This window comes from Enterobacter cloacae complex sp. HYC074_NIDB, from assembly GCF_056673345.1.
On sequence record NZ_CP114214.1, the window covers coordinates 2,325,771 to 2,340,624 of the forward strand.

Below are 14,854 nucleotides of genomic sequence, written 5' to 3' on the forward strand. Positions count from 1 at the left end.
GCCTGGATCACAATTCGTAAATTCTTCCCAACGAAAGGAACGGGCTTCTCTACACTCCAGGTAGTATTCACTGGAGGCATGACATCATGGCGAACACCATCACGGCTGATGATATTCGGGAACACTTTTCGCAGGCTATGTCGGCGATGTACCAGCAGGAAGTTCCGCAGTACGGCACCTTGCTGGAACTGGTGGCGGACGTTAACCTGGCGGTTCTGGAAAATAACCCACTTTTACATGAACAACTGGCGAACGCAGACGAACTGGCGCGCCTGAATGTTGAACGTCACGGTGCGATCCGCGTTGGCACCGCGCAGGAGCTTTCCACCCTGCGCCGGATCTTCGCCATTATGGGCATGTACCCGGTCAGCTACTACGATCTCTCCCAGGCGGGCGTGCCCGTCCACTCGACGGCGTTTCGTCCGACAGACGATGCGGCGCTCTGCCGTAATCCGTTTCGCATTTTTACCTCGCTGCTGCGCCTGGAGCTGATTGAAAACGTTGCGCTGCGCGAAAGGGCGGCGGAGATCCTCTCCCGGCGCAACATCTTTACGCCGCGCTGTCTGGAACTGATCGACCTGCATGATGCGCAGGGACACTTTACCGAGGCACAGGCGCGCGAATTTGTGCAGGAAGCCTTAGAAACCTTCCGCTGGCATCGCCATGCGACGGTCGATCAGGAAACCTATCTGGCGCTGAGCAACGAACATCGCCTGATTGCCGACGTGGTCTGTTTCCCGGGGTGCCACATCAACCATCTCACGCCGCGCACGCTGGATATCGACCGGGTGCAGGAGCTAATGCCGAAGTACGGCATCGAGCCGAAAATCCTGATTGAAGGCCCGCCGCGCCGCGAGGTGCCGATCCTCCTGCGTCAGACCAGCTTTAAGGCGCTGGAGGAGCCGGTGCTGTTCGCGGGGGAACACAAGGGCACCCATACCGCGCGTTTCGGTGAGATTGAGCAGCGCGGCGTGGCGCTTACGCCGAAAGGGCGCGAGCTGTACGACAGCCTGTTAAACCAGGCCGGGACCGGCAAAGACAACCTGACCCACCAGCTTCACCTGCGCGAGATCTTCAGCGCCTTCCCGGACAGTGAAATGTTCCTGCGCCGTCAGGGGCTGGCTTATTTCCGCTACCGTCTGACCCCGACAGGTGAGGCGCATCGCCACGCTTTTCGTCCCGGCGACGATCCGCAGCCGCTGATCGAGCGCGGCTGGGTTGTGGCACAGCCCATCACCTACGAGGATTTTCTGCCCGTCAGCGCGGCGGGGATCTTCCAGTCGAATCTTGGCAATGAAACGCAGGCGCGCAGCCACGGCAATGCCAGCCGCAATGCCTTCGAAGCCGCGCTCGGCTGTGCGGTGTATGACGAGTTTTCGCTTTACGAGGAGGCGGAAGCGCGCAGCAAACAGCGTTGCGGTTTGCTCTGAAACCGTTACTCTGCAAGGGTGTGATGGAAAAAGAAGGTTGGTATGGAAAATCCCTCCGCCCCTGTGGTTGAAACGCGCCAGGGCGCACTGATTGGTTTTACTGAAGGCGATACCCATGTATGGTGTGGCATTCCCTATGCGGCACCCCCTGTTGGCCCGTGGCGCTGGCGCTCCCCGCGTCCCCCTGCACGCTGGGATGGCGTGCGTCCGGCGACGGCGTTCTCCGCCTCCAGCTGGCAGAGCAGCGAAAGCTGTCAGGAGCTGGGCGGCGGCGACCCCGGCCAGTTCTCTGAAGACTGCCTGTACCTTAACGTCTGGTCGCCAGTGGCTCGCGCCGCTCCGCTTCCGGTGATGGTCTGGCTGCACGGCGGAGGATTTACCCTCGGCGCTGGCGGGCTGCCTCCGTATAACGGCAGGGCGCTGGCGAAGCGTGGCACGGTGGTGGTGACGATCAATTACCGTCTCGGCCACCTCGGCTTTTTTGCTCATCCGGCGCTGGAGGGGGAGGAAGAGCGCGTGGTGCATAACTTTGCACTGCTCGATCAGATCCAGGCCCTGGAATGGGTGCGCGATAACATTGCCGCGTTCGGCGGCGATCCTGAGAACATCACCGTATTTGGCGAGTCGGCCGGTGCGCGCAGCGTGCTGTCGCTGATGGCTTCCCCGCTTGCGGGAGGACTGTTCCATAAAGCCATTGTGCAAAGCGGGTACACGCTGCCCGACACCCCGCGCGAGCAGGCCCTGCATAAAGGCGAAGCGATTGCCGCCCATTTCGGCCTGCACAATGCTACCGCGGAACAGCTTCGCGCGATCCCACCTGAGGCGTTCTGGCCGCTGACCTCGCCGTTGAATATCGCCCCTGCGCCCATCGTGGGGGATTGCGTTTTGCCTGAGGCCATGCTCGACGTTTTCTTCGCGGCCCGCCAGCATCCTGTACCGGTGATGATTGGGTCGAACAGCGACGAAGCCAGCGTGATGTCGGTATTCGGGGTCGATATGGCCGGGCAGATCCAGAAGCTCCGCCGTGAGCGGCGTTTTGGCCTGGGGCTGATAAAGCTGCTTTATCCTGGCGTGAAGGGGGATGAGGAACTCGGCAGGCAGGTATGCCGCGACATGGCCTTCACCACCATGGGATACGTGGTAATGCAGGCCCAGCAGCGGGCGGGCGGCCTGTGCTGGCGATACTGGTTTGATTATGTGGCCGAAGCAGAGCACGCGACGTACATCAACGGCGCCTGGCACGGCAACGAAGTGCCCTACGTCTTCGATACCCTTGGACAGGTGGAACCTTCGCGGCAGTATGTGAATGAACGCGATCTGGCCTTCGCCGCTCAGGTGGCGGACTACTGGGTGAGCTTCGCCCGGGATGCGGGGGCACGCGATAGCCTGGCAGGGCCCACGCGCTGGCCCGCCTGCCGGAAAGGGCGGGACGTGCTGTTACGTATTGGTGTGAATAAACATGCAGGTTTTCGGCTTGAAAACCGCTTCATGCGTGCCCGTATGAGCCTCTTCAAACGGGTGATGAAACACCACGTCAGCCTCGACTGAGCAGACAGGCGCGAAACGCATCCAGCCCGTTTTCAGGGCCGGGTGCGTCGCGTAATACCAGCCGGTAGCTCGCCCCCGTTTTTATGCTTGTGTCAAACGGGCGCATCAGCCGTCCGGCGTGCACGTCCTCCTCCACCAGCGTTTCATCCGCGATGGCGATGCCCAGCCCCTGAATGGCGGCGGTAATGGCGAGATCCATGGTTTCGAAGTGTTGATTTTTGAGCATAGCTGGCGGCGGACCCGGCTGTTTCGCCAGCCACAGCGACCAGTCCGTTTTGTCCCGCGTGGGGTGAAGGAAGGTGAGTGCTTCCAGCGCAGAGCCGGCCCGTAGCGGGCTCATCACCGGGGTTAAGGCCTCTTCGAACAGCAGATCGCCGGCGCTCATGTGCGTCCCAAACACAATCGCCGCGTCACAGGATTCGGTTTTGAAATTGACGTTGTGATCGGTGGTGGTGGTCAGCGCAATCTGGAGTTCCGGCTGTTCGCGCTCCACCTGTAACAGACGCGGCACCAGCCAGCGCATCGCGCACGTCGGCGCTTTCAGCCGAATTACGGTCTGGTGCGTTCGCGCCTGTTCAGCAACGTTCAGCAGGTGCTCAAAGGCAGATTGCAGCTCCGGCAGCAGGGCGCTTCCCTGTGAGGAGAGACGCAGGCCGCGGGCATGGCGCTCGAACAGCGGGAAGCCGAACCAGCTTTCCAGCGAGGCGATTTTACGGCTTACCGCCCCCTGCGTCAGACAAAGCTCCTTCGCGGCATGGGTAAGATTCAGGTGACGCGCGGTCACGATGAACGTCTCTACGGCATTAAGCGGAAATGAACGACGCGACATATCTCACCTTAGCTATGCATTTTTGTCATGGCTATTATGACAACAATTCGATTGTCCCGGCAATGAAGTTGTTGTTTGAATAGTTATGCATTCACCACGAGAAGGGACAGAGGATGACTTTGAAAACGCCGGTGCAGACACGATCCAAATTGCCCGATGTAGGAACCACCATTTTTACCGTTATCGGCCAGCTTTCAGCCCGGCATAACGCCATCAACCTTTCTCAGGGTGCGCCGAATTTTTCCTGCGACCCAAAACTTATCTCCGGCGTGACCCGCGCCATGGAGGCAGGGTATAACCAGTACGCCTTCATGACCGGTCTGCAACCGCTCAGAGAGCGCATCGCGGACAAAATTGCCACGCTCTATGGCACACACTATGACCCGGCGAGTGAGGTGCTGGTGACCGCCAGCGCCAGCGAAGGGCTTTACTCAGCCATCAGCGGGCTGGTTCATCCTGGAGACGAGGTGATCTATTTCGAGCCCTCCTTTGACAGCTATGCGCCGATTGTCCGTCTGCAAGGAGCGACGCCGATTGCCATTAAACTGACGGTACCGGATTTTGCCGTGAACTGGGATGAAGTACGGGCGGCTATAACCCCACGCACGCGGATGATCATCGTCAATACGCCGCACAACCCGAGCGGACAGGTGTTTTCAGCCGCCGATCTGCACCAGCTGGCAGCGCTGACGCGCCACACCGACATCATCATTTTGTCTGACGAAGTGTACGAGCACGTCGTTTTTGATGGCGAACCGCACCACGGAATGGCGACGCACCCGCAGCTGGCGGAGCGCAGCGTGATTATTTCTTCTTTCGGAAAAACCTATCACGTCACCGGCTGGCGCGTGGGTTATTGTGTGGCACCCGCGGAACTGATGGATGAGATATGTAAAGTCCATCAATTTTTAATGTTCTCGGCCGATACGCCGATGCAGTACGCGTTTGCCGAACACATGACCGATCCGCAAACCTGGCTGTCGCTGGCGGCGTTTTATCAGCGCAAGCGCGATCTGCTGCAAAGTTTGCTCGCCGACTCACCGTTCAGGCTGCTACCAAGTGCCGGTTCGTTCTTCCTGCTGGCGGATTACAGCGGCTTTAGCGACGAGCGCGACAGCGAGATGGTGAAAAGGCTGATTGTCGAGTACGGGGTTGCCACCATTCCGCTGTCGGCGTTTTATGCCGATGGCACGGACAATAAGTTAATCCGTCTCTCTTTTGCGAAAGATGAGGCGACGTTACGGGCAGGTGCCCAGGCCCTTTGTCGGGTTACACCACGTTAAGGAATTTGAGATGAAATTACACGCGTTAGTTGTCGGCATGGGACTGTTGTGTTCATTCTCGTCGTTTGCCGCCACCGAGTTGCGATACGGGCTGGAAGCGGAATATCCACCGTTTGAAAGCCGCAATGCGTCAGGGGAGCTGGAAGGGTTTGACGTAGAGCTGGGAAATGCCATCTGTAAAGCCGCCGCGCTGAAGTGCAGCTGGGTTGAAACCTCGTTTGATGCGCTGATCCCCGGTCTGGTGGCGAAAAAGTTCGACGCCATAAACTCGGCGATGAACATCACCGAGCAGCGTCGCAAAAGCATTGATTTCACCCAGCCCATCTATCGCATTCCCTCCCAGCTGGTGGGCAAAGCCGGTTCTGCGGTAGAGGCTACCCCCGAAGGGCTGAAGGGCAAAACCATCGGCGTTCTCCAGGGTTCAATTCAGGAAACTTACGCCAAAGAGCACTGGGAAAAGCACGGTGTCACCGTGGTGTCTTATAAAGATCAGAATATGGCCTGGGGAGATCTGCTGAATGGCCGCATCGATGCCTCGCTGGTCATGTCAGCGGCCGGGCAGGCAGGTTTCCTCAGTAAGCCGCAGGGTAAAGGGTTTGGCTTTATCGGCAAACCGGTGTCGGACGACACCATCCTCGGCAGTGGGATCGGCTTTGGGCTGCGTAAAGGGGATGAGGCCACCAAAAAGCAGCTTGATGCCGCAATTGATAAAGTACGTGCCGACGGCACGATCGCTAAACTGGCTGATAAGTACTTCCCGGGTATCGATGTCAGCGTAAAATAACCGCCTCGTTGGTCCCGGCTGTCGATGTCCAGCCGGGGCATTTTTATACATAACTTTACCCCTTTTTCAGGCCGTTCTGGTCGACAGAAAATATTTCTCGGTTTGTTCAGATAATCACCCGCCAACAATTGGATTCTTAACCGTTTTTGTTTAGGCTGTGCGTTCTTTCTTGCCGTCATTTCGCTGCGCGCGAAACTCATTCACACGACCATAAGGACGTTTTCTCAGGCATGAATCGCAGACGTTTTCTCAAAGGTTCCCTGGCAATGGCTGCCCTGAGCGGCACTTCTGGCCTTGCTTCTCTGTTTTCCCAGGCGGCGTATGCTGCTGACTCCGACATTGCCGACGGTCAGAGCCGTCGCTTTGACTTCTCTGTTCTGCAATCCATGGCGCACGATCTGGCGAAAACCGCGTGGGGCGGTGCGCCGCGTCCGCTGCCGGAAACGCTGGCCACCATGACGCCGCAGGCGTACAACGCCATCCGTTACGATGAGAAGCAGTCGCTGTGGAATAACATTGAAGGCCGTCAGCTGGACGCCCAGTTCTTCCATATGGGGATGGGATTCCGCCGCCGCGTGCGCATGTTCTCGCTGGATCAAACCACCTCTCAGGCGCGTGAGATCCACTTCCGGCCTGAGCTGTTCAGCTACGGCGATACGGGCGTGGATACCCGCCAGCTTGAAGGGCAGAGCGACCTCGGCTTCGCCGGATTCCGCGTCTTTAAAGCGCCGGAACTGGCGCGACGCGATATCGTTTCGTTCCTGGGCGCGAGCTACTTCCGCGCAGTGGATGATACCTACCAGTACGGCCTTTCCGCGCGCGGGCTGGCGGTGGATACCTTTACCGACACCCCGGAAGAGTTCCCGGATTTCACCTCCTTCTGGTTTGAAACCGTTAAGCCGGGTGATACCACCTTTACCGTCTATGCGCTGCTGGACAGCCCGAGCATTACCGGTGCCTATAAGTTTGTGATCCACTGTGAGAAGAGTCAGGTGATCATGGACGTCGAAAACCATCTCTATGCGCGCAAAGACATCAAGCAGCTCGGCATCGCACCAATGACCAGCATGTTCAGCTGCGGCAACAACGAACGCCGCATGTGCGACACCATACATCCGCAGATCCATGATTCAGACCGCCTGGCGATGTGGCGCGGTAACGGGGAGTGGATCTGCCGACCGCTGAACAACCCGCAAAAGCTGCAATTCAACGCCTACCTGGATAAAAACCCGAAAGGCTTTGGTTTGTTACAGCTTGACCGTGACTTCTCCCATTACCAGGACGTCATGGGCTGGTATAACAAGCGACCAAGCCTGTGGGTCGAGCCGCGCAACAACTGGGGGAAAGGATCCATCGCCCTGATGGAGATCCCGACAACCGGCGAGACGCTCGATAACGTGGTCTGCTTCTGGCAGCCGGAGAAACCGGTGCAGGCGGGTGATGAGCTGGACTTCAAATACCGTCTCTACTGGAGCGCGCAGCCGCCGGTGCGTTCCCCGCTGGCAAACGTCTACGCTACCCGTACCGGTATGGGCGGCTTCCCGGAGGGCTGGGCGCCGGGTGAAAATTACCCGAAAGTGTGGGCCCGTCGCTTTGCCATTGACTTCGTCGGGGGCGATCTGAAGGCCGCCGCACCGAAGGGCATTGAGCCGGTGATTACCCTGTCCAGCGGTGAAGCGAAGCAGGTGGAGATCCTCTATGTCGAACCGTTCGACGGGTATCGCATTCTGTTTGACTGGTATCCAACCTCTGACTCCACCGAGCCGGTGGATATGCGCCTGTTCCTGCGCTGTCAGGGCGATGCCATCAGCGAGACCTGGCTGTACCAGTACTTCCCGCCCGCGCCGGACAAACGTAACTACGTTGACGACCGGATCATGCGCTAGTCCTTATGGGTTTGTGCCGGGTGGCGGCTTCGCCTTACCCGGCCTGCTCTGGACGCATTTGTAGGCCGGGTAAGCGTTAGCGCCACCCGGCAATTAAGAGGCACTATGTCTTCAGAAATCATCCCCGTTAACCAGGAAATCGAGCTTCGCGCCGTCGAAGAGCGCTATACCACCGATCTGCATAACCTCGTAATCAAAAACAAAACCTGGCTGCAAACCGCCTTCGACTGGGCGCAGCATGTCGGCAGCGAAGAGGACACGCGCCGCAACGTGCAGAGCAATCAGATGTTGCACCAGCGCGGTTACGCCAAAATGTTCCTGATTTTCATGAAGGACGAGCTGGTGGGCGTGCTGACCTTCAACGCGATCGAGCCTGCGAATAAAACCGGGTACATTGGCTACTGGCTTGACGAGGCGCATCAGGGGCAGGGTATTCTTTCTCAGGCGCTCCAGACGTTTATGCGCTATTACGTTGAGCGCGGCGAGATCCGCCGTTTTGTGATCAAGTGTCGCGTGGATAACCAGTGCAGTAACAGTGTGGCGCAGCGCAACGGTTTCACGCTGGAAGGTTGTTTGCGGGAAGCGGAGATGCTCAACGGGCGTTACGATGACGTGAACCTCTACGCCAGAATCTTCCCGCTATAGCGCCCCCAGCAGCGGCGTCCGGGTGATCCGCGTGTCGCCGTTGATCACTTTGGCTCCCCGGACGTGAATGCTCTCACCCTCCAGCGCCTCGATAACCGCATCGTCCGTTATTTCCACCTGATGCTCAATCAGGACATCGCCGCTGATACGCGCCCGCCCCTGAATAACCACTTTGTCATCAATCAGGATTGGCCCGCCGCGTAACCACGCCTCGCCGCCTATTAATACGTGGTGTTTAATGACGCAGTTGCCTTCAACGAGGGCGTTTTCCGCGACCTGTGAACTGTACCGCACGGTCGGGATGGCATCATCCTCCAGACCGGCCAGCAGACGGGCGTTGCCGTACACTTTGGCGCAGTCGCACACCCAGACGTTATTCAGCGCGTTGCCCTCAAGAATGGCGCGATCGAACACCTCGGCACGGTGCTCAACAAAGGCCCAGGTCACCATGGCATCGCCGTAGATTTGCGCCTGATGCACAATACGCGACTGGCTGACCGTGGCTCGGTCATAAATTTGCAGGATCTGCTGACGGTCGGGTGTCAGCCCTTTGGCTGCAATCACCAGGCTGTTATGCAGCACCCGCGCGTCACCCGCGATACGACATTCCCCGCGTACGGTGGAATGCTGAATGGTGACGTTGTCACGTATCATCGCGCCGTGACTCACCTCTGCCGCGTCAAGCCAGCCGTTGCCGCCAACGTGTGCGCGGTGGCTTACGATGCAGGGTTGGGTGAGGCGGGCGTTACCGGATATCCTGGCCCCGGCAAACACCACGCTGTTTTCATCGTAAACCCAGCAATCCCCGTCCTGGGCGAGCGCGTGTTCATCCTCAACCCAACCGCCTTTAGTCCCGCTGGTCACATCGTTAAAATCCTTCACGGCAATAATTTGTCTTAGAGGCGTTGTGCACGGTGTTGATCCGTCCTGCCAGCGCCAGAGACGCGTTTCATTGCTGAGCCGATATTTTGTCATCGTGTTATCCCTGAAAAGCCTTTCAATAAACGTAGCTAAGTTTTGGTTTTTCGAAGTGCTGGCGTCCGCACAGGAAACCCCTTAAAATGGCATTTAAAATACATTTTAAACTTTAAAAAAAATGCATAACCTAAACCAACGCGTTCTTAACTTGCCCGCCGGGTATTTCGGTATGGTCCTCGGGACCATAGGTATGGGGTTCGCCTGGCGTTATGCCAGCACCATCTGGCCGGTGACGCGCTGGCCGGGCGAGATCCTGGTGGCGCTGGCGGTGGCGATCTGGTTCCTTCTGAGCGTGGCGTTTCTTACCCGTGCGGTACGGTTTCCACATAGCGTGTTGGCCGAGATGCGGCATCCGGTAATGAGCAGTTTTGTCAGCCTGTTTCCTGCCACAACGCTGCTGGTGGCCATCGGCTTTGTGCCGTGGTATCGCCCGGTGGCGCTGGGGTTGTTTAGCGTGGGCGTGGTGATCCAGCTTGCGTATGCCGCCTGGCAAAGCGCCGGGCTGTGGCGCGGCAAGCATCCGGAAGAAGCCACGACGCCGGGACTCTATCTGCCGACGGTGGCGAACAATTTTATCAGCGCGATGGCCTGCGGTGCGCTGGGTTTCCACGACGCGGGGCTGGTGTTCCTTGGTGCCGGGGTCTTTTCCTGGCTGAGCCTGGAGCCGGTCATTTTACAACGCCTGCGCAGCGCGGGCGAGCTGCCCGCTGCCCTTCGTACCTCGCTCGGGATCCAGCTTGCGCCTGCCCTGGTGGCCTGTAGCGCCTGGTTTAGCGTCAACGGCGGCGAAGCGGACACCTTCGCCAAAATGCTTTTCGGCTATGGCCTGTTGCAACTCCTGTTTATGCTGCGTCTGATGCCGTGGTATCTGTCGCAGCCGTTCAACGCGTCGTTCTGGAGCTTCTCGTTCGGGGTGTCGGCGCTGGCGACCACCGGTTTACATCTTGGACAGAGCAGTCCGTCAGGGTTCTTTCATGCCCTCGCGGTTCCCCTGTTTATTTTCACCAACGTCATCATCGCGATGCTGCTGGTCCGTACTTTTATCTTGCTGATGCAGGGCAAACTTCTGGTGCGCGCTGATAAGGCACTGCTTATGCAATCTGAGGAAAAATAATGACTGTCGATGAAAACTACTTTACTGAGAAATATGGGCTGACCCGCACGCACTCAGAGGTGCTGCTCAGCGCGGACATTGTTAAGCCGGGAAAAACGCTCGATCTGGGTTGCGGAAATGGCCGTAACAGCCTCTACCTCGCTGCCAATGGCTATGACGTGACGGCGTGGGATAAAAACCCGATGAGCATCGATAACATTGAGCGCATTAAGGCGGCGGAAGGGATCGCGAATCTGCAAACGGCGATTAAGGATCTGAACAATCTGACCTTTGACGGCGAATACGACTTTATTCTTTCCACCGTCGTGTTGATGTTCCTCGAAGCGAATACCATCCCTGGTCTTATCGCCAATATGCAGCGTTGCACCAGACCAGGCGGCTATAACCTGATCGTTGCCGCCATGGATACGGAAGATTATCCGTGCACCGTCGGCTTCCCGTTTGCCTTCAAACCCGGTGAACTGAGTAACTACTACGAAGGTTGGGAGCTGATCAAGTACAACGAAGAGGTGGGGGAACTCCACCGTACCGATGCCAACGGGAACCGTATCAAGCTGCGCTTCGCCACCATGCTCGCACGCAAGCCCGCTTAACGCGCGGCCAGCAGACAGAGTTGCAGTGCAGTGCGACAGGAGGCCTCGAACGACGACAGCGGTAAAAACTCAAACTTCGAGTGGAAGTTATGGGCGCCGGTGAAGAAGTTCGGGGTGAGCAGGCCTTTAGCTGACAGGGCCGCCCCATCCGTGCCACCGCGCATGGGGATCGGTTTTGGGGTGATGCCGAGCGACTCCATCGCCTCGAACATCAGGTCGATCGCGCGGCGGTCTTCGCCAATCGCATTGCTGATATTGCTGTAGGTATCTTCAATGCGATACTCCACGTTTGCCGTGGGATGCTGCGCGGCTATTTGCGCCGCCACATCGGCAATTTGCTGCTTGCGGGCGGCAAAACCGTCTTTGTCAAAATCACGAATGTTGGCTTTCAGCACCGCTTCGTTTTGCCCGGCCTGGATGCCGTTAAACCAGATATAACCTTCGCGCCCCTCGGTGCATTCCGGGGTTTGCCGGCGATCGAAATGGCTGATAAAATCCGTTGCCATCAGCAGCGGATTGACCAGCACCCCTTTGGCGGACATCGGGTGCGCCGTGACGCCGGTAAAGCGAATTTCAGCCGCTGCCGCGTTAAAGTTCTCGTAAACAATTTCGCCCAGCTCGCAGCAGTCGATGGTCCAGGCAAAATCGACGTCGAAGCGCTTTAAATCCAGCGCTTTCGCGCCGCACAGGCCAATCTCTTCATCGGGCACAAACGCCACCACAATATCGCCATGGTTGTGCTCAGCGGTGAGGTTTTCCAGCACCGTCATGACCACGGTGACGGCCGCTTTATTATCTGCGCCTAATACGCTGGTTCCGTCGCTGAAAATAATCTCCTCATCATGATAAGCCAGAATTTCCGGGTGCTCTTTTACGCGCAGCCAAATATCTTTCTCTTTATTCAGACAGAGATCATCCCCCGTAAAGGTTAATATTTGTGGATGAATATCCGGGGATAAACCGACGTCGACGGTGTCGATATGGGTAATAAAACCAATACGCGGCGCGCCGGGAACATTACCTTTTTTCACGGCGGTAACGGTGGCGAACTCATCAATCACAATATCGTCTAACCCCAGCGTTTCCAGCTCCTTCGCCAGCTCCCGCGCCATGTCGTGCTGGCCCGGGGTGGAGGGCAGGGTTTTGACTTTCGGGTCGCTCTGGCTGGTGATGGCGAGATAGCGGAAAAAGCGTTGGGTTAATTGTCTGGAGAGTTCCGAGCCCATAGTGTTTCCTTCTGTATTTATTTTTCATGTGTTTGCGCCATCACTTTAATGTTATTTATGAAATGGCAAAAGAAGTAATTAGCCGTCGAATTAAAAAGACAGGAATAAATGATGAAAAGCACATTCACAATGATAACGCTGGCGCTTGCTGCACTGACGGTCAGTTCCACCGTCGCGGCAAAAACGCTGGTGTATTGCTCCGAAGGATCGCCGGAAAATTTCAATCCTCAGCTCTATACGTCGGGGACCAGCGTGGACGCCAGCGCCGTACCGGTTTATAACCGTCTGGTCGATTTCAAACCGGGCACTACCGAACTGGTACCGAGCCTGGCGGAAAGCTGGGAGGTAAGCGAGGATGGCAAGGTCTACACCTTCCACCTGCGCAAAGGGGTGAAATTCCACAGTAATAAGCTGTTCACGCCGACGCGCGACTTCAACGCGGACGACGTGATTTTCTCGTTTATGCGCCAGAAGGATGTGAATCATCCTTACCATAACGTCTCCAACGGCAGTTATTCCAACTTCGAAAGTCTGGAGTTCGGCAGCCTGATTACCGCCATTGATAAAGTTGACGATCGCACCGTGCGCTTCACCCTGGCGCATCCGGAAGCGCCGTTTGTCGCTGACCTGGCGTGGTACTTTGCCTCCATTCTGTCGGCGGAGTACGCCGATGCCATGCTGAAAGCGGGCACGCCAGAAAAGGTCGATATGCAGCCGATTGGCACCGGGCCGTTTAAGCTGTCGCAATATCAGAAGGATTCCCGCATCCTCTTTACCGCTTTCCCTGACTACTGGCAGGGAAAATCGAAGCTGGATCGTCTGGTGTTCACCATCACGCCGGACGCCTCGGTACGTTTTGCCAAAGTCGAGAAGAATGAGTGTCAGGTGATGCCGTTCCCGAACCCGGCGGACCTGCCGCGTATGAAGGCTAACAAAGACATCAACCTGATGAGCAAGGCCGGTCTGAATACCGGTTTCCTGGCGTTTAACACGCAAAAGCCGCCGCTGGATAACGTAAAAGTGCGCCAGGCGCTGGCGATGGCGATTAACAAACCGGCCATCATTGAGGCGGTCTTCCACGGCACCGGCACGGCGGCAAAAAACCTGCTGCCGCCTGGCGTCTGGAGTGCCGACAGCGAGCTGAAAGACTACGATTACGATCCAGAAAAAGCGAAAGCGCTGTTAAAGGAGGCGGGGTTTGCCAACGGCGTAAGCATCGATCTGTGGGCCATGCCCGTGCAGCGGCCGTATAACCCGAACGCGAAGCGTATGGCGGAGATGATCCAGGCGGACTGGGCGAAAGTTGGCGTGCAGACCAAAATCGTGACCTACGAATGGGGCGAATACCTGAAGCGCGTGAAGGGCGGGGAGCATCAGGCTGCGCTGATGGGCTGGACAACGGCGACGGGGGATCCAGATAACTTCTTCGGCCCGCTGTTTACCTGTACGTCCGCCAACGGCGGGTCGAATTCGGCGAAATGGTGTTATAAGCCGTTTGATAACCTGATTGCCGAAGCAAAATCGATAACCGATCGCGAAAAACGCGTGGCGCTGTACAAGCAGGCGCAGCAGATGATGCACGATCAAATGCCGGCGGTAATGATTGCTCATTCAACGATTTTTGAGCCAGTCCGTAAAGAGGTCACGGGCTATGAAATTGATCCCTTCGGCAAACACCTGTTCTGGCAAGTGGACCTGAAAGAGTAATTTTCACTGCCCGGTTTCGGTCGGGCAGTTTTTTCGCTATTTGTGCTGTCTTCGTCATTTTTTGCCACAACACATCGCCCCATTTTTTGTTATAACTTCAAGTGCATACTTGCAGATAACATGGAATACCATCATGCGTACTCACACTTTTTTTAAAGTTGCAGTGCTTTCTGGTCTGTTGGCCCTTTCAGGCTGTGCGTCAAAAGTCGCAGCCCCCGATCAATATTCAGGCTTTTTAAAAGATTACTCAGGCTTGCAGGAGATGAAATCTGCAACCGGGAAGCCAACCCTGCGTTGGGTTGATCCTTCTTATAATGAGGCGAATTATGACAGCATTATCTGGACGCCGATAACCTATTACCCGACGCCAAAACCGACCACTCAGCTTGGGCAAAAAACGCTTGATGAGCTGTTGAATTATACCAATACCAAACTGAAAACCGCGATTGGCCAGCGTAAGCCGATTGTGACGACGCCGGGCAAACATAGCCTGATCTTCCGCGGCGCCATCACGGGTGTGAGCTCAGACAAAGAAGGTTTGCAGTTCTATGAAGTGGTGCCTGTCGCGCTGCTGGTTGCGGGTACGCAGATGGCCACGGGCCATCGTACCATGGATACGCATCTGTTCTTCGAAGGTGAGTTAATCGACGCGGCTACGAACAAACCGGTGATTAAGGTTGTTCGTAAGGGGGAAGGGAAAGAGCTGGCGAACGAGAATACGCCAATGGGCTTCGGCACCCTGAAGCAGGTTGTGGATGACATGGCAACGGATGCCACTATGTTTGATGTTCATCAGACAGCAAATTAATAAAAAAAGGCCTGCATTTTCGC

At 56.8% G+C, this 14,854-nt stretch carries 13 protein-coding genes; 10 read left to right on the forward strand and 3 right to left on the reverse strand.

Annotated features, from left to right (window positions below; genetic code table 11):
• The first annotated feature begins 86 nt into the window (after positions 1-86).
• Positions 87-1,430, forward strand: coding sequence for a 2-oxoadipate dioxygenase/decarboxylase HglS (hglS, locus tag O1724_RS11450; protein ID WP_003857245.1), 1,344 nt, complete (start codon positions 87-89; stop codon positions 1,428-1,430).
• Positions 1,431-1,472: 42 nt separating this feature from the next.
• Complete coding sequence (locus O1724_RS11455; RefSeq protein ID WP_126296785.1) at positions 1,473-2,978, forward strand: carboxylesterase/lipase family protein; 1,506 nt, start codon at positions 1,473-1,475, stop codon at positions 2,976-2,978.
• Here O1724_RS11455 and O1724_RS11460 read toward each other — a convergent pair.
• Positions 2,965-3,807, reverse strand: a complete 843-nt coding sequence (locus tag O1724_RS11460) for a LysR family transcriptional regulator (protein ID WP_100397324.1) — start codon at positions 3,805-3,807, stop codon at positions 2,965-2,967. The genes O1724_RS11455 and O1724_RS11460 overlap by 14 nt on opposite strands.
• 113 nt (positions 3,808-3,920) lie before the next feature.
• Between O1724_RS11460 and O1724_RS11465 the strand changes: the two genes are divergently transcribed.
• The 4 genes from O1724_RS11465 to rimL all read left to right on the forward strand — a co-directional run bounded on the left by O1724_RS11465 (position 3,921) and on the right by rimL (position 8,405).
• Complete coding sequence (locus O1724_RS11465) at positions 3,921-5,090, forward strand: pyridoxal phosphate-dependent aminotransferase (RefSeq protein ID WP_126296786.1); 1,170 nt, start codon at positions 3,921-3,923, stop codon at positions 5,088-5,090.
• 10 nt (positions 5,091-5,100) lie between these two features.
• A complete protein-coding gene (locus tag O1724_RS11470; RefSeq protein WP_023314127.1) occupies positions 5,101-5,874 on the forward strand; it encodes an ABC transporter substrate-binding protein in 774 nt (257 codons plus the stop codon).
• 230 nt (positions 5,875-6,104) lie between these two features.
• Positions 6,105-7,760, forward strand: coding sequence for a glucan biosynthesis protein D (locus O1724_RS11475; RefSeq protein WP_045334842.1), 1,656 nt, complete (start codon positions 6,105-6,107; stop codon positions 7,758-7,760).
• Positions 7,761-7,865: 105 nt separating this feature from the next.
• Positions 7,866-8,405 (forward strand): 50S ribosomal protein L7/L12-serine acetyltransferase, encoded by a 540-nt coding sequence (gene rimL / locus O1724_RS11480; RefSeq protein ID WP_126296787.1) that lies wholly within the window; start codon positions 7,866-7,868, stop codon positions 8,403-8,405.
• On the opposite strand, the gene ydcK is transcribed toward rimL, so the two are convergent.
• Positions 8,400-9,380: a YdcK family protein gene (ydcK, locus tag O1724_RS11485; protein WP_063944711.1), complete on the reverse strand. Its 981-nt coding sequence runs from the start codon at positions 9,378-9,380 to the stop codon at positions 8,400-8,402. The genes rimL and ydcK overlap by 6 nt on opposite strands.
• Positions 9,381-9,501: 121 nt before the next feature.
• Here ydcK and tehA point away from each other — a divergent pair, with 121 nt between their 5' ends.
• Positions 9,502-10,497 (forward strand): dicarboxylate transporter/tellurite-resistance protein TehA, encoded by a 996-nt coding sequence (gene tehA, locus O1724_RS11490; protein WP_023324635.1) that lies wholly within the window; start codon positions 9,502-9,504, stop codon positions 10,495-10,497.
• Positions 10,497-11,090: a tellurite resistance methyltransferase TehB gene (gene tehB, locus O1724_RS11495; protein WP_023314132.1), complete on the forward strand. Its 594-nt coding sequence runs from the start codon at positions 10,497-10,499 to the stop codon at positions 11,088-11,090. Before tehA ends, tehB begins: the two co-directional genes overlap by 1 nt.
• Here the strand turns inward: tehB and pepT are convergent.
• Positions 11,087-12,316 (reverse strand): peptidase T, encoded by a 1,230-nt coding sequence (gene pepT / locus O1724_RS11500; protein WP_022651180.1) that lies wholly within the window; start codon positions 12,314-12,316, stop codon positions 11,087-11,089. The two genes, tehB and pepT, sit on opposite strands and share 4 nt — an antisense overlap.
• A 111-nt stretch (positions 12,317-12,427) precedes the next feature.
• On the opposite strand from pepT, the gene O1724_RS11505 reads away from it, so the two are divergent.
• Both O1724_RS11505 and O1724_RS11510 read left to right on the forward strand, forming a co-directional pair.
• On the forward strand, positions 12,428-14,023 hold the full coding sequence (locus O1724_RS11505; RefSeq protein WP_003857222.1) for an ABC transporter substrate-binding protein: 1,596 nt from the start codon (positions 12,428-12,430) through the stop codon (positions 14,021-14,023).
• Between the two features lie 133 nt (positions 14,024-14,156).
• Positions 14,157-14,831 (forward strand): DUF3313 domain-containing protein, encoded by a 675-nt coding sequence (locus tag O1724_RS11510; RefSeq protein WP_003857221.1) that lies wholly within the window; start codon positions 14,157-14,159, stop codon positions 14,829-14,831.
• The last annotated feature ends 23 nt before the right edge of the window (positions 14,832-14,854 follow it).

What these genes read in the sequence shown, in the direction of transcription:
- O1724_RS11475 (WP_045334842.1), top strand. Translation starts at nt 6,105, where the DNA reads ATGAATCGCAGACGTTTTCTCAAAGGTTCCCTGGCAATGGCTGCCCTG.
- pepT (WP_022651180.1), bottom strand. Translation starts at nt 12,316, where the DNA reads ATGGGCTCGGAACTCTCCAGACAATTAACCCAACGCTTTTTCCGCTAT.
- O1724_RS11510 (WP_003857221.1), top strand. Translation starts at nt 14,157, where the DNA reads ATGCGTACTCACACTTTTTTTAAAGTTGCAGTGCTTTCTGGTCTGTTG.
- O1724_RS11455 (WP_126296785.1), top strand. Translation starts at nt 1,473, where the DNA reads ATGGAAAATCCCTCCGCCCCTGTGGTTGAAACGCGCCAGGGCGCACTG.
- O1724_RS11505 (WP_003857222.1), top strand. Translation starts at nt 12,428, where the DNA reads ATGAAAAGCACATTCACAATGATAACGCTGGCGCTTGCTGCACTGACG.
- O1724_RS11465 (WP_126296786.1), top strand. Translation starts at nt 3,921, where the DNA reads ATGACTTTGAAAACGCCGGTGCAGACACGATCCAAATTGCCCGATGTA.
- O1724_RS11470 (WP_023314127.1), top strand. Translation starts at nt 5,101, where the DNA reads ATGAAATTACACGCGTTAGTTGTCGGCATGGGACTGTTGTGTTCATTC.
- hglS (WP_003857245.1), top strand. Translation starts at nt 87, where the DNA reads ATGGCGAACACCATCACGGCTGATGATATTCGGGAACACTTTTCGCAG.
- tehA (WP_023324635.1), top strand. Translation starts at nt 9,502, where the DNA reads ATGCATAACCTAAACCAACGCGTTCTTAACTTGCCCGCCGGGTATTTC.
- ydcK (WP_063944711.1), bottom strand. Translation starts at nt 9,380, where the DNA reads ATGACAAAATATCGGCTCAGCAATGAAACGCGTCTCTGGCGCTGGCAG.
- O1724_RS11460 (WP_100397324.1), bottom strand. Translation starts at nt 3,807, where the DNA reads ATGTCGCGTCGTTCATTTCCGCTTAATGCCGTAGAGACGTTCATCGTG.
- rimL (WP_126296787.1), top strand. Translation starts at nt 7,866, where the DNA reads ATGTCTTCAGAAATCATCCCCGTTAACCAGGAAATCGAGCTTCGCGCC.
- tehB (WP_023314132.1), top strand. Translation starts at nt 10,497, where the DNA reads ATGACTGTCGATGAAAACTACTTTACTGAGAAATATGGGCTGACCCGC.